Raw genomic sequence first — 13,271 nt, 5'->3', positions numbered from 1 at the left:
TCGCAGGCCGAAGCCCATTCCCGCCCCCCGAGGCGATTTCTGGTGCCTAAACTGATCAGGATCAAGGGATTTATTGTATCGGGCAGGAAATGAAGCCGGCGGTGCTTGGCGCCAGTGATCCCGAACTGAGATCCCCCGATCCGGCTGACGATCCGCATCGCGGGTGTGGAGCGGCAACTGCTGGTCCAGCGCCTTCATTTCGGGACTTGTAGAAATATCGTTGACTCGCGAGCATCAAGACGATAATTCCAGAAACATCGAAACGACGAGGTGATTTGTGAACAGTGCCGAAGCCATTGCCGCTTTGGGGTCGCTCGCTCAGGAGCACCGCCTCTCCATCTTTCGCCTGCTCGTCCAGGCGGGCGAAGCGGGCATGCCGGCCGGCGCCATTGCGGAATCGCTCGGGGTGCCCAACTCGTCGCTTTCGTTTCATCTGGCTCATCTGAACCGGGCTGGGCTGATCAAGCAGGAGCGGCAAAGCCGGTCGCTCATCTATTCCGCCGACTATTCCGCCATGAACGCGCTGGTCGGCTTCCTGATGGAAAATTGCTGTTCCGGCGCCGCCTGCACTGGAGCAGCTGGCGAACCGGCAAAGGCGCCCCCAAAAGCGGAAAGGAAATCTGCATGAAGCGACTGCACGTCCATGTCGGGGTCACCGATCTCGATCGTTCGATCGGCTTTTACTCGACCCTCTTCGGAAGCGAGCCGACGGTGGTGAAGCCGGATTATGCCAAGTGGATGCTCGAGGACCCCCGAGTCAATTTCGCGATTTCCAGCGGCGAGCGGGCCAGGCGCGGATTCGAGCATCTCGGCATCCAGGTCGACCAGGAAAGCGAGCTGGTCGAAGTGTACGGCCGGCTCAAGGCGGCCGACCGGCCGGTGCTGGACGAAGGCAAGACGACCTGCTGCTATGCCAGATCGCAGAAGAGCTGGATCTCGGATCCGGACGGATTGATCTGGGAAGCGTTCCACACGAGCGGCGAATCCACTGTCTATGGCGGAAGCCCGGCCTTTGACGCTCTCGGCCAATCCGCCTCCCCGGAAGCCTTGAAGGCGCGCTGCTGCGCGCCTGCCGAAGCCTGATCAGGGAGGTTCCGATGGACGGTGCCACGAGCCCGCAGGTCTTCGTCGCAGAGATCGACTATATCGAGGTTGAGATGCCGACTCAGGAGCGCGACTCCTGCCGGGCCTGCGACGATGCACGATCACGCCTCGACGAAGCGATCGCCTTGGTGTCTCCCGTGCTCGACCGGCTCGGAATCCTCGCCAAGGTTCGCCACCTGAAGGTCCGAACCCTGCGCGAAGCCGAGCTTGTCAGGATCCAGGGATCGCCCTCGATCCGTATCGGCAGTCTCGATCTCTTCCCCGAACACCGGATCGGCGCGCAAGGCGGAGCCGGCGAAACTCGCGCATGGGTCTGGCAGGGGCGCGAATTCAAGAAACCTCCGGTCGAGATGTTCGCTCAGGCCCTGCTTCGGCTCGGGACCGATCCTGAATGGCGGAAGTCCGCAGGCTATCGAATACCCGATTATGTCAGGCGCTACGTCACCCAGGACCTCGCCGCATGAGCCGGGTCTACAACGTGCTTTTCCTGTGCACCGGCAATTCGGCTCGATCCATACTCGCCGAGGCGCTGCTCAATCACGAGGGCGCTGGTCGCTTCCGCGCCTTTTCGGCCGGCAGCTTTCCTCGAGGGCAGGTGCATCCCGCCGCACTGGAGACGCTGAGATCGATCGGGCTGCCGATCGACGGCCTGCGCTCAAAGAGCTGGGACGAATTCTCCGTTCCGGGCGCCGTGGCAATGGATTTCATCTTCACCGTCTGCGATGACGCGGCAGGAGAGACATGCCCGGTCTGGCCCGGTCAGCCGATGACGGCCCATTGGGGGATCGAAGATCCCGCAAGGGCCGATGAGGCTCGGCAGCGCGAAGCCTTCGAGCGGGCGCTCCATCATCTGCGGAACCGGATCGCGCTGTTCCTCGCGCTCCCGTTCGAAGACCTGGACCCAATGGCCCTGCGCGATCGTCTCCAGTCGATCGGGCGAGAGGCTGAAGGAAGCGTGGCCGCCTGCTGACCTGCCCAGCGAGATGGGCCGGGAAGCGCGAGCGATCTGCAAGGCCGAGCATTTCCAGCGATTTCGACCGCCCTCCTCGCAACCGAGCGCAAGCCGAAGTTCCGTATTTCGAGGTAAGAATGTCAGAAGCAGTGTCCCATTCACCGCGGCCCGCCATGTCGGTGTTCGAGCGCTTCCTCTCGGTCTGGGTGGCTTTGTGCATCGTCGTCGGAATCGCGCTCGGGCATCTCTTTCCCGATCTGTTCCAGGCCATTGCCGCGGCCGAGCTGGCACGGGTGAATCTGCCGGTCGCGGCGCTGGTCTGGCTGATGATCATCCCGATGCTTCTGAAGATCGACTTCGGCGCTCTCGGATCGGTCCGTCAGCACTGGAAGGGCGTCGGGGTCACATTGTTCATCAACTGGGCGGTGAAGCCCTTTTCCATGGCAGCCCTCGGCAGCTTCTTCATCGGCTGGCTATTCGCGCCACTGCTTCCTGCGGGCGACATACCCTCCTACATTGCAGGTCTCATCCTTCTCGCCGCAGCGCCCTGCACCGCCATGGTCTTCGTCTGGTCGAACCTTTGCGACGGGGAGCCGAACTATACGCTCAGCCAGGTCGCACTGAACGACCTCATCATGGTTTTCGCCTTCGCTCCGATCGTCGGCTTGCTCCTGGGCGTGGCGTCGATCACCGTTCCCTGGGACACGCTTCTGCTGTCCGTGATTCTCTACATCCTGATCCCGGTGGTCGTTGCCCAGCTGCTTCGGCGCTCGGCACTGGCTCATGGGGGCCAGCCGGATCTTCACCGGCTGCTGAGCGTGCTCGGCCCGGTTTCGCTCCTGGCCCTGCTCACCACGCTCGTCCTTTTGTTTGGATTTCAGGGCGAGCAGATCCTGGCGCAGCCGCTGGTCATCGCCTTGCTGGCCGTGCCGATCCTGATCCAGGTCTATATCAATGCGGGGCTCGCCTACTGGTTGAGCCGCAGGTTCGGAGTGGCCTGGTGCGTTGCCGCGCCGGCCGCGCTGATCGGCGCTTCCAATTTCTTCGAGCTCGCGGTCGCGGCTGCCATTTCGCTGTTCGGGATCAATTCCGGAGCGGCTCTTGCCACCGTCGTCGGAGTGCTCGTGGAAGTGCCGGTCATGCTGTCCGTCGTGTCGATCGTGAAGCGTTCGCGCCGCTGGTACGAGGCTGCGGCCTAGCCGACGCGTTCGGACCTGGCGCACAGCAGCGGTAGGTTCACCCTCCCTCCGCACCAGGCAGAGAGCAGCGGCTGATCGCCGTGCATCGTGCGGGAACCCAAACTCGAATTCCGGGTTGGCCGTCGATGACCGATCCGGAAGCAGCCATCCTCCATGCCGAGGTTGCGGCCCTGCAGGCGGTCCTTATCTCGGTCCTCAGGAGATTGTCCGAGAGCCAGCCGCAACTGACCGACCAATTGTGCGCTGCCTTCGACGAGGCCGAGGCCGTGCTCACCGGCCTCGCAGTCACACCGGGCGACCATTCGGGCGCGACCAGCGAAAGTGCGTTGCGCGTCGTGGAGGAAATCAGGGCTGGCGTCCTTCAGTTTCCCGACGACTGCCGGTGACGCTCACCGCCGGCGATGCATCGAAGTGCCGCCCGGATCGTTCCGTGCCAGAGGAGAATGAGCGATGCCAGACCTCAGCCAGATTCGCGAGCATATGGAAGTGATTGGCGCCGACGGAGTCCATATCGGCACCGTCGACAGAGTTGAAGGAAACCGAATCAAGCTGATCCGCGCCGACAGCGGCACGCACCGGGACCATCATCATTATCTTTCCGCAGGGCTCGTTGCCGCCATCGAGGGAGACCGGATACGCTTGTCGGCCAATGGGGATGCCGCGGTTCTGCTGGAAGAGGAGAAAAGCGGCGAGGCGATCGCCGACCTTCGCCACTGATCAGGCGCGACATTCTACCCAGAAAGCAAGATCCTGTCGGCACTCGCCGGAAGATGGCGCCACCTGTCCGATCCGGGTGCCGCTTGTCGGCGCTTGTCCAGTGCCTCCGCGCCTCCATTCGCAGCCTTGCCCACGCACCGAGAGCGACTCGGCTCAGTTCGGCCCCGATTCGTCGATGCGACTGGCACCAGTTCAGGTTGCCAAGATTTGACTGCGCACCAGAAACTCTGGGCCAGGAGTAGCAAGAATGTTTCGTAATTTGGTTGCTTTGGCGGCAGCGACGTCTCTCGCCACCACTCCCGCGCTCGCGCAGTCACAGGACGCTTCGGCGCTCTCGATCCAGCGTGCTGCGCCGGCTGCCGAGGACTCCAACGCGCTCGCAGGTGGAGGCCTGTTCGCGCCGCTGGTGGCGGTTACGATCGTGGTGCTGGGAATCCTCACCGCGACAGGCGTCATCTTCGACGATGACGATCCAGACAGCCCGTAACGCGAGCAACACCCGCGGTTCGAAGGCCTCCGGCTGACCGGCCGGGGGCCAACTTGCGTCATGTCTGCACAGGCGAAGCTGCAGCCACGGTTGCGGCCTTCGCCGAATCTCGAGCGCGGCTGAGCAACAAGAGCAATTCGGTTGCCCGGAGCTCTGCGGCAAAGCGCAATCCGAAACGCGTTCGCTCTGCCCAGACGACTCGGCCCTCCAATTCTGATCCCGCGACCCGCACCTTCACGTGACTACCCGCAGGAGGCGGCGATGCCGCCTCGATGAGCGCTCCTCCCCGCGACAGGTCGAGCAATCGGGCGGAGAGCGCCCGCCTCCCGACCACCAGGATCGCCGGCAGGCGAGTTTCGAACCGCTGTTCGGAGCGCAGCGTGGCAAGGTTGGTCAGAGCAGGACGAGCGGGCGGCATCTGGTTCCCTCGATAGCAGCTCCTGAAACGATCGGATGAACTCGAGGATGCGGGTTAATGCCTTGTTGACTCTCAATTTTTCCGCAACCTCCCACTTGCTGCGAAGAGCTCAGCCGCCGAACGGAACCGGGACCCTGCCCCCGATCAGGCTGCTCAGGCCGGATTCGGAAGGATCGGTCGAGCGACTTGGGCGAGGAAGGTGCTTTCGCGATCAATCCATGGCTTGAAACTGGGCCGGCCGAGGATCGCTTCAACGTAGCGGGTGACCTTCGGGTACCGGTTCGGCTCGATGACGAGGCCAAGGTGGCGGAAGTTGGCGAACGGACTCGCGACGGACAAGTCGGCAAGCGTGAGCCGGTCTTCGACGAGGAAACCGCTCTCCGGGACCGCCTTCTCCAGATAATCGAGCAAAGGCGGCAATTCCTCACACTCGGCCTTCGCGGCTGCCGGTTCGTCGCCGGGCTGGCCAAGGAAGCGGGGCGCAACCACCCGGTTGTAGAACATCTTGCTGCCACAGGCATTCAGGATCGTGTCGGCATATTCATCGAACCAGATCGTGCGGGCGCGCGCCCTCGGCTCGTCTGGGATCAGATTCGGTTCCGGCCTGATGGCCTCCAGATAGGCGACGATCGCCGTCGAATCGGCGACGGTGAAGTCGCCGTCCCGGAGCGCCGGCATCTTGGCAAAGGGGCTCGCTTCGAGAAATCCAGGGTCCTTGGCAGGATAGTTACCGGTCGGCTTCAGCTCGACCTCGATTCCCTTCTCCGCCGCGAAGGCCAGCACTTTGCGGACATATGGCGATAGCGACGATCCGTAGATGATCACGGCAGTGTCTCCCCTGGGCTTCAATCTGCTTGTGGCATAGCGCCGCCGCAGACCCTCGTCATCCACGGTGTATTTTAGTATTGACTTAATTAAGTATCTGCTTAAGTTACTCCAATGGATGAGTTCGCTGCCCTTGCCGAGCCCAACCGGCGACGAATGATCGAACTGCTGGGGCGGGGCCCACTCAGCGCCAGTGCGCTCGCCGCCGAATTCGCGCTCAGCGCTCCGGCCGTGTCCCAGCACTTGAAGGCGCTACGCGAGGCCGGACTCGTCCAGTTCAGGGTCGACGGCCAGCGGCGCATCTACAGTCTCGACCCGGACGGGCTGGCGGCCGTGGACGAATGGATCGGCAGAGTGCGCGGGCAGTGGCACCAGCGGCTCGATGCGCTCGAGGCCGCACTCGAACAGGAGAAAGAAGGATGAGCGAGTACGGGATCGTCACGGAGGCGGGCGCCGTCCGCTTCGAGCGCCTCCTTCCCGCCCCGATCGAGCGGGTCTGGGAATATCTGACTCGGTCCGAGCTCAGGCGCCAATGGTTCGCCGGCGGCGAGATGGAGCTTCGCCCGGGCGGCGCACTGACGCTCGTCTTCCGGAACTCCGAATTGGCGCCTGCCGACGAGGAGGTCCCGGAGCGGTTTCGCCAATATGAAGGCCTGGAGTCCGGAGGAGAGATCGTCGCGATCGATCCCCCGAGGCGGCTCATCTTCAACTGGTTCGAGGAATCCGGTCCGCCGACCGAAGTCAGCTGGGAACTCGAATCGAGAGGCGAGCAGACGCTCTTCATCCTGACACACCGGCGACTGCCGAGCCGAGCGATGGTGATCGATGTGTCGGGCGGCTGGCACCTCCATCTCGACGTCCTCGAAGAGCTTCTCGCCGGAAGCGAACGTCAGCCCTTCTGGTCCAGAAACGATCGTTATGCCCAGGAATATGGGGCGCGGACCCCAGCGGACGTGCCGGTTTCGCGCTAGGCCGCCGAAACGGCCGAGGCCGTCACTGGAACCGCCGTATGCCGAAGCGGCGGGCGCTTCATGTAGGTGAGATAGCGCCACAGCCACTCGACCGGTCCGAACCGGTAGTGGCGGAGCCAGAGCGGGCTGATGACGAGCTGCGCCAGCCAGATCGCCAGCACGACAAAGTAAAGTTCGTAGCGCTCGAGCTGGTTGTACCAGCCGAGACCGATGAACAATGTCCCGCAGATGACTGAATGGGCGAGATAATTGGTCACCGCCATCTGGCCGACCGCTGCGAGCGCTCGTCTCAACCACGGCAGCAACCCCGATCTGACGAACAGAAGCAAGGCCCCGAGATGGCCGATTGTCGTCGCCAGCCGCCCGACATCGTAGCTGACATTCGCCTGGGCAAAGGCGACGGCGCTGAACTGATGGTCGAGGATCCAGCGTGTTTCCATGGCATTGACCGCCAGTCCCACCGCATAGCCGATACCCATCATGGCAAGATAGAGCCGCGTTGAGCGCTTGAGCGTCAGCACGCCCCAGCGATAGAGCGCCATGCCGATCAGCATCATTCCGAACATGTCGAAAAAGTAGCGGTACAGTCCCCAGGTCTGCCACCAGCTGTTGATTTGCGCGACATGGGCAAGAGCCGCGAAATAACCGCTGGTATGCGCCGCCACCACTTCCTCGATCCGCTCGGGCGGGGACTTGAACTCCGTACGGGCTTCTTCCCAGGCGTAAATCGCCGTCTCCTGCTCCGGCGTCAGCTCGGCCCCGGAATCGCGGGCCGTAACGGCGTCCTGCCACGCCTCGTGCTTGGCGAGCATCTTGGATGTGTCGACGCCGTTCCACAGCGCGCCCAGAAGCAGGGTCGCCACGCCGATCGTCATCAGCCAGCGAGCCGCCATGTTGCGGAATGCGTACAGGAACAAGGCGGTGACGCCGTAAGCGTATAGGATGTCACCATACCACAGGAAGACGAAGGCGTTCACGAAGCCGAGAGCGATGAGCCACAAGTTGCGTCGGAAGTAGATGTCGGCTGCGTCGGCTCGCCCCGACGCCTCCAGTCGGGTGGTAAGCAGGATCACGCTCGCTCCGAACAGCATCGAGAACAGGCCGCGCTGAGTTCCTTCGAACCCGATCTGAACGATGATCCACGACCAGAGATTGGCGCCGGTGGCGCCGCCGGCATTGGTGGGGTTGATATAGGCGTCGGGTAGCCCGAAGCCGGTGATGTTCATCAGCAAGATGCCGAACAGAGCGACGCCGCGGACGAAGTCGAGCGCTTCGATCCGCTGTCCCACGGGAGTGGCGCGCTCACTCGCCGCCGGTGCCGTCATGGTCGGCTCGTCACCCGCTGCGATGCTGGCCATGCCCATCCCCTTGCTGATCCGGCTTGCGATCGACGCCGACTCAGATCCTCGCGGCCTACTCCCCCGGCTGCGCCGGGTCTTCTCGCTCCAAAGCCAATCTTGTGCAAGCGCTCTGGCTCAGAGGAGCTGATCGAGCGCCACCGGTCGCCATTCCCGAATATCGACGCCGACATCGTGCTGCCGAGGCATCGGCTTTAGCCTGCCGTGGCTGTGACCGTGCAGGTTGACGGCCCCACGATGCTGGCCGTTCCAGCTTCGGAAGGGGTAGTGGCAGAGCACCAGCCTGCACCCGTCCAGTTCCAGTTCGGCATAGTCGCGGACGCTCGCCCAGCCGACAGACTGTCGGGTGAGCGGGGGATCGTTGTTGCCGCAGATCAGGTGCTTGGTTCCATTGAGCCGCGCCAGCAGCCCCTCCACCGCCTCTCCCTTGAAGGCGAAGTCGCCGAGGTGCCAGACTTCGTCGCCCTCGCCCACCGCACGGTTCCACCGCTCGAGCAACACCGAGTCCATCTCCGCCACTGAAGCGAAGGGGCGCTTGTGGATGTTCAGCGTGCGATGATCGCCGAAATGGGTGTCGCTGGTGAAGAAGATCGCCACTTCGCCTGAACGTTTTCGGTCAGTTCAGGATGCGCTGTGCTGTTCGCTGGGCTCAATCCGGCAGGCTCCTGCATTGCCATATCGGAACGAACAATCCAGAAGCAGGAAACCGATCTGGTTAGGAACGAACATGATCACGAGGATCAGGGAAGTCAGGCGGGCAAAGAGGATGACGCTCCAGGACGTCGCAGAGCGCTGCCGACCCCGGACGACGCCGCAGACGATTGGGCGGCTGGAGATGGGCTCTCGGACCGTGTCCGTCGCCTGGCTCAACCGGATCGCGCAGGCGCTTGGCGTCGAAGCGTCCGACCTGGTGCGGCTGCCGTCTCGAGAGGAGGTTCCAATTGCTGCGACTCTTGACGTCGAGGGCGCCCATTCGCCGCACAGCGAAGGCGTCGCCGTTCCACCTCTTCCCTCGCCCGGACTGGTCGCGATCCACGTCAGTGCCGGCATCGGCGACTATCGCAGCGGCGACGAAATCTGGGCCAACCGGATGGCCCCGGCCGACTTTCCGAAAGCGCTCAACCGCGATGTCCTCGTGCCTCGACCGGCTGGCCGCTTCCTGTTCGGCCGACTGATCGGACGTGAAGGCGACAAGCTTCACCTCCTCCCCCTTGGAACAGGCCAGCGACAGGCGGTCGTCAGCGACCCGGAGTGGATCGCGGTCGCCGTGAAGCTGATCCGGAACCTCTAGCGCGATTCGACTTTAGGCTCTGGACTCACCATTCCGGAGCCATGCATCCATGTTCCTGTTCTTCTCCAATCGTCTGGGCTGCGCGGGATCGCTTCTGATCACCGCCCTCGGGACCCTGCTGATCCTGCTGATGCTGGGCTGGATCAGCCTGTGATCCTCGACCGCCGATCGCCGGCAACAGCGTCCTTTCGGCCAAGCCGGTAAATTGTGTAACCTGGATCAATGTGGGTGAACCTCGTTCGGGTTCCGGCAGTTGATCGGGTGGCGGCGGCCACCCGTCGCAGCATGGGTTGCCGACGCTCGATCGATGGACCAATAGTTCGAGACAGTGCCGGAGCTGTAGTCCGGCAGTCCGCTGGTCGCGCTCGGCGACGCCTGATCCTGTACCGGCCTCGACCCTGGGGCCTTGCCCGTGGGGCCGTCCGGCCCGCCCGGCACAACGCGGAGAGATGAAGATATGTGCGGAATAGCCGGCGAGGTACGGTTCGATTCCGGTCTGGCGGACGCGGCGGCGGTCGCCGCGATGATGCGGAGCCAGGCGCGGCGGGGTCCCGACGCTTGCGGGCAGCTGATGCGCGGTCGGGTCGGCCTCGGTCACCAGCGCCTTCGGATCATCGACCTGTCGAGCCGCTCCGCCCAGCCCATGACCGATCCGGAACTTGGACTCGACCTCGTCTTCAACGGCTGCATCTACAATTACCAGCCGCTTCGCCAGGAGCTTGAGGGGCTCGGCTACCGCTTCTTCTCCGGGGGCGACACGGAAGTGATCCTCAAGGCCTGGCATGCCTGGGGAGCCGAATGCGTGGAGCGCTTCAAGGGCATGTTTGCCTTTGCCATCCATGAGCGCGACAGCGGCCGGATCGCGATTGCCCGCGACCGTTTCGGGATCAAGCCGCTCTACTACAGTGAGTCGCCCGGGCGCCTGCGCTTCGCCTCCACGCTTCCCGGGATCGTCGCTGCGGGTGATGTGGATACGTCCATCGATCGCGAAGCGCTTCAGTTCTACATGAGCTGGCACGCCGTCGTTCCTCCACCCTGGACGATCCTGAAAGGCGTCCGGAAACTTCCTCCGGCAACGGTGCGCATCTACGAGGAAGACGGAAGCTTCTCCGACAGGACCTACTGGACGCTCGATTTCGGACCGGCCGAAGGCGATGCCCGTCGCAGCGTCGAGGAATGGGAAGCGCTGCTGATGGACGCTTTGCGGACGGCCGTCGAACGGCGGATGGTCGCGGACGTGCCGGTCGGCGTTCTCCTGTCCGGAGGGGTGGATTCAAGCCTGATCGTCGGACTCCTCTCCGACATGGGGCAACACGGACTTTCCACCTTTTCGATCGGATTCGAAGAAGCGCATGGCGAGAAGGGCGACGAATTTGCCTATTCCGACCTGATCGCACGCCACTATGCCACCAATCACCACAAGATATTCGTTCCTTCGCAAGACCTTCTGAGGGAACTGCCCGGCGCGATCGAGGCAATGGCCGAGCCGATGGTGAGCTACGACAATATCGGATTCTATCTTCTCTCCCGCGAAGTCGCCAAGCATATCAAGGTGGTCCAGTCCGGCCAGGGCGCCGACGAAGTCTTTGCCGGCTATCACTGGTATCCGCCGATGGCTGGCGCAAACGATCCGGTCGCCGCCTATTCGAGAGCCTTTTTCGACCGCGATCCCGAAACGCTCAACCGACATCTGGGACCGGACTGGCGAAACGGCGCCACTCTCCCGCTTCAGTTCGTCACCGAGCATTTCGCCCGCTCGGGAGCCACGAACCCGGTCGACAAGGCGCTTCGCCTCGACTCCACGGTGATGCTGGTGGACGATCCCGTCAAACGCGTGGACAATATGACCATGGCCTGGGGCCTCGAAGCCCGAGTCCCCTTTCTCGATCACGACCTCGCCGAACTTGCCGCCCGGATGCCGGCCGAGCTGAAGCTCGCGCAGGGCGGAAAGGGCATCCTGAAGGAAGTGGCTCGGCGGGTCATCCCGTCCGAGGTGATCGACCGGCCCAAGGGCTATTTCCCGGTGCCGGCGCTGAAATATGTCGACGGGCCTTATCTCGAGCTGGTTCGCGACGCTCTGACGAGCAGCTCGGCGCGGGAACGGGGACTCTTCTCAGGCGATTATCTCGAAATGCTTTTCGCCGAACCGACCGCCCACATCACCCCGTTGCGTGGCTCCGAGCTCTGGCAGGTTGGACTGCTCGAGCTGTGGCTGCAGACGCACGGGGTGGGCTGATGGCCACGCGCGTGCGCCCCCGCCGCCCCCTCTTCCCGTTCGGCCGATTTCCCCACGATGCCAAATTCCGGACCAATGCGCTGGTCGAATGCGGTTGGGGGCGGGTCCTGTTCGCCCAGACCTTCGAGGATGTCGAGGATCTCGTCGCCGAGATACGCGCCGAGGAGCCCAACCAGCGCGACATCGCCATGTACGTGACCGACCCGCATGTGCTGATCGCCTCGGCGCCGGCGGAACTGTTCCTCGATCCCAGCCACACCTATCGCCTGAATCTTTCCACCTACCGCGCCTGGGATCGCAAGCCGTCAGGCTTCTTCGTCAGACGCATGGTTCCGGACACCGATGCCGACGCCGTCAACCGCCTTTACGCCCTTCATCGGATGGTACCGGTACAGCCCGAATTCTTCCAGGAAACGGAGGATGCCCGGCTGATCACCTATTTCGTTGCCGAAGACGAGGAGAGCGGAGCCGTCATCGGCACCGTGACGGGGATCGACCATTGCCACGCCTTCGACGATCCCGAGCGCGGCTCGTCCCTCTGGACCCTGGCGGTCGATCCGCAGACGCCCCATCTCGGAGTCGGCGAGGCTTTGATCCGCTGGCTTGCCGAACATTATATCGCCCGCGGCGCGGGCTACATGGATCTGTCGGTCCTTCACGACAACAAGGGCGCGATCGCCCTTTACGAGAAACTCGGTTTCCACCGCCTGCCCGTCTTTGCCGTCAAGCGGCGCAACGTGATCAACGAGCGTCTCTTCGCCGGCCACGACCCGGCCAAGGCGATGAACCCCTATGCGCGGATCATCATCAACGAGGCGCGCCGGCGCAACATCATGGTCGACGTGCTCGATGCCGAAGGCGGCTTGTTTCAGCTCCATTTCGGAGGCCGGACGGTGCGCTGCCGCGAAAGCCTGTCCGAACTGACCAGCGCCGTCGCCCTTTCGATCTGCGACGACAAGGCGATGACTCGCCGGATCGTCGAGGCTGCCGGAGTCGTCGTTCCGGAGGAGGTGGAGGCGACCGACGAAGAAGCGGTAAGGGCGATGCTGGAGCGGCATGGATCCTTGGTGGTCAAGCCGGCACGCGGCGAGCAAGGGCGCGGAGTCGCCGTCGATCTCGAATCGATGGAGAGCGTCCAGCGAGCCATCGAGGCCGCGTCGGCCATTTCCGAAAAAGTGCTGGTCGAAAGCTTCCACAGGGGCGAGGACCTGCGCCTCGTCATCATCAACTTCCAGCTCGTCGCCGCGGCCATCCGCCGTCCTGCGGAAGTGGTCGGCAACGGACGCGACACCGTCCGCCAGCTGATCGAGCGCCAGTCGCGCAGGCGCTCGGCCGCAACCGGAGGGGAATCCAAGATCCCGATCGACCAGGAGACGAAACGCTGCGTCGCCAAGGCCGGCTACGAGCTCGACGAAATACCGCCGGCGGGCGCCGCCTTCCCAGTGCGCAAGGCCGCCAATCTGCACACCGGCGGCACGATTCACGACGTCACCGCAGAAGTGCATCCGCAGCTGGTCGAGGCCGCCATTGCGGTCGCGCGGGCGATCGACATCCCGGTGGTTGGGGTCGATTTCATCGTGAAAAGTCACAGCGAGCCGGACTATGTCTTCATCGAAGCGAACGAGCGGCCGGGACTCGCCAACCACGAGCCTCAGCCGACCGCCGAGCGCTTCATCGACCTCTTGTTCCCACTGACGATGGCTGCCAACTGAG

The 13,271-nt window shown here is 63.5% G+C and carries 17 protein-coding genes; 13 read left to right on the top strand and 4 right to left on the bottom strand.

Annotated elements, in window-relative coordinates; genetic code table 11:
- The first annotated feature begins 277 nt into the window (after nt 1-277).
- The 8 genes from ACRYLT_RS11335 to ACRYLT_RS11300 all read left to right on the top strand — a co-directional run bounded on the left by ACRYLT_RS11335 (nt 278) and on the right by ACRYLT_RS11300 (nt 4,459).
- Nucleotides 278-628, top strand: coding sequence for an ArsR/SmtB family transcription factor (locus ACRYLT_RS11335; protein WP_482664203.1), 351 nt, complete (start codon nt 278-280; stop codon nt 626-628).
- Nucleotides 625-1,083, top strand: a complete 459-nt coding sequence (locus tag ACRYLT_RS11330) for an ArsI/CadI family heavy metal resistance metalloenzyme (protein WP_482664202.1) — start codon at nt 625-627, stop codon at nt 1,081-1,083. Before ACRYLT_RS11335 ends, ACRYLT_RS11330 begins: the two co-directional genes overlap by 4 nt.
- Nucleotides 1,084-1,097: 14 nt before the next feature.
- Nucleotides 1,098-1,568 carry a DUF2703 domain-containing protein gene (locus ACRYLT_RS11325; RefSeq protein ID WP_482664201.1) on the top strand — a complete coding sequence of 157 codons (471 nt, stop codon included), beginning with the start codon at nt 1,098-1,100 and terminating at the stop codon, nt 1,566-1,568.
- Entirely contained in the window at nt 1,565-2,074 is a 510-nt protein-coding gene (locus tag ACRYLT_RS11320; RefSeq protein WP_482664200.1) for an arsenate reductase ArsC, read from the top strand. Before ACRYLT_RS11325 ends, ACRYLT_RS11320 begins: the two co-directional genes overlap by 4 nt.
- 119 nt (nt 2,075-2,193) lie before the next feature.
- Nucleotides 2,194-3,255: an ACR3 family arsenite efflux transporter gene (gene arsB, locus ACRYLT_RS11315; protein ID WP_482664199.1), complete on the top strand. Its 1,062-nt coding sequence runs from the start codon at nt 2,194-2,196 to the stop codon at nt 3,253-3,255.
- Between the two features lie 125 nt (nt 3,256-3,380).
- Nucleotides 3,381-3,641 (top strand): hypothetical protein, encoded by a 261-nt coding sequence (locus tag ACRYLT_RS11310; protein WP_482664198.1) that lies wholly within the window; start codon nt 3,381-3,383, stop codon nt 3,639-3,641.
- Nucleotides 3,642-3,705: 64 nt separating this feature from the next.
- Nucleotides 3,706-3,972 (top strand): DUF2171 domain-containing protein, encoded by a 267-nt coding sequence (locus tag ACRYLT_RS11305; protein ID WP_482664197.1) that lies wholly within the window; start codon nt 3,706-3,708, stop codon nt 3,970-3,972.
- Nucleotides 3,973-4,219: 247 nt separating this feature from the next.
- Complete coding sequence (locus ACRYLT_RS11300; RefSeq protein WP_482664196.1) at nt 4,220-4,459, top strand: hypothetical protein; 240 nt, start codon at nt 4,220-4,222, stop codon at nt 4,457-4,459.
- Between the two features lie 58 nt (nt 4,460-4,517).
- Here ACRYLT_RS11300 and ACRYLT_RS11295 read toward each other — a convergent pair whose 3' ends face one another.
- Both ACRYLT_RS11295 and ACRYLT_RS11290 read right to left on the bottom strand, forming a co-directional pair.
- Nucleotides 4,518-4,877, bottom strand: coding sequence for a PilZ domain-containing protein (locus tag ACRYLT_RS11295; RefSeq protein ID WP_482664195.1), 360 nt, complete (start codon nt 4,875-4,877; stop codon nt 4,518-4,520).
- Nucleotides 4,878-5,030: 153 nt separating this feature from the next.
- Nucleotides 5,031-5,702 (bottom strand): glutathione S-transferase family protein, encoded by a 672-nt coding sequence (locus tag ACRYLT_RS11290; protein ID WP_482664194.1) that lies wholly within the window; start codon nt 5,700-5,702, stop codon nt 5,031-5,033.
- Between the two features lie 114 nt (nt 5,703-5,816).
- On the opposite strand from ACRYLT_RS11290, the gene ACRYLT_RS11285 reads away from it, so the two are divergent.
- Both ACRYLT_RS11285 and ACRYLT_RS11280 read left to right on the top strand, forming a co-directional pair.
- Complete coding sequence (locus ACRYLT_RS11285; RefSeq protein ID WP_482664193.1) at nt 5,817-6,125, top strand: ArsR/SmtB family transcription factor; 309 nt, start codon at nt 5,817-5,819, stop codon at nt 6,123-6,125.
- The gene (locus ACRYLT_RS11280; RefSeq protein WP_482664192.1) at nt 6,122-6,673 is read left to right on the top strand and encodes an SRPBCC family protein; all 552 of its coding nucleotides are present in this window, start codon (nt 6,122-6,124) and stop codon (nt 6,671-6,673) included. The genes ACRYLT_RS11285 and ACRYLT_RS11280 overlap by 4 nt, the downstream gene beginning before the upstream one ends.
- Here the strand turns inward: ACRYLT_RS11280 and ACRYLT_RS11275 are convergent.
- On the bottom strand, nt 6,670-8,031 hold the full coding sequence (locus ACRYLT_RS11275) for a DUF418 domain-containing protein (RefSeq protein WP_482664191.1): 1,362 nt from the start codon (nt 8,029-8,031) through the stop codon (nt 6,670-6,672). The two genes, ACRYLT_RS11280 and ACRYLT_RS11275, sit on opposite strands and share 4 nt — an antisense overlap.
- A gap of 117 nt (nt 8,032-8,148) precedes the next feature.
- Nucleotides 8,149-8,628, bottom strand: coding sequence for a metallophosphoesterase family protein (locus tag ACRYLT_RS11270; protein WP_482664190.1), 480 nt, complete (start codon nt 8,626-8,628; stop codon nt 8,149-8,151).
- Nucleotides 8,629-8,758: 130 nt separating this feature from the next.
- Here ACRYLT_RS11270 and ACRYLT_RS11265 point away from each other — a divergent pair, with 130 nt between their 5' ends.
- The 3 genes from ACRYLT_RS11265 to ngg all read left to right on the top strand — a co-directional run bounded on the left by ACRYLT_RS11265 (nt 8,759) and on the right by ngg (nt 13,270).
- Nucleotides 8,759-9,322, top strand: a complete 564-nt coding sequence (locus ACRYLT_RS11265; protein ID WP_482664189.1) for a helix-turn-helix domain-containing protein — start codon at nt 8,759-8,761, stop codon at nt 9,320-9,322.
- A 457-nt stretch (nt 9,323-9,779) separates the two neighbouring features.
- On the top strand, nt 9,780-11,558 hold the full coding sequence (locus ACRYLT_RS11260; protein WP_482664188.1) for an N-acetylglutaminylglutamine amidotransferase: 1,779 nt from the start codon (nt 9,780-9,782) through the stop codon (nt 11,556-11,558).
- On the top strand, nt 11,558-13,270 hold the full coding sequence (gene ngg, locus ACRYLT_RS11255) for an N-acetylglutaminylglutamine synthetase (protein ID WP_482664187.1): 1,713 nt from the start codon (nt 11,558-11,560) through the stop codon (nt 13,268-13,270). The genes ACRYLT_RS11260 and ngg overlap by 1 nt, the downstream gene beginning before the upstream one ends.
- The last annotated feature ends 1 nt before the right edge of the window (nt 13,271 follow it).

The organism is Sphingosinicella sp. SM1-17 (assembly GCF_056821765.1).
The sequence above is the reverse complement of the archived record's forward strand: the minus strand, read 5'-3'. Positions and strand labels throughout refer to the sequence as shown.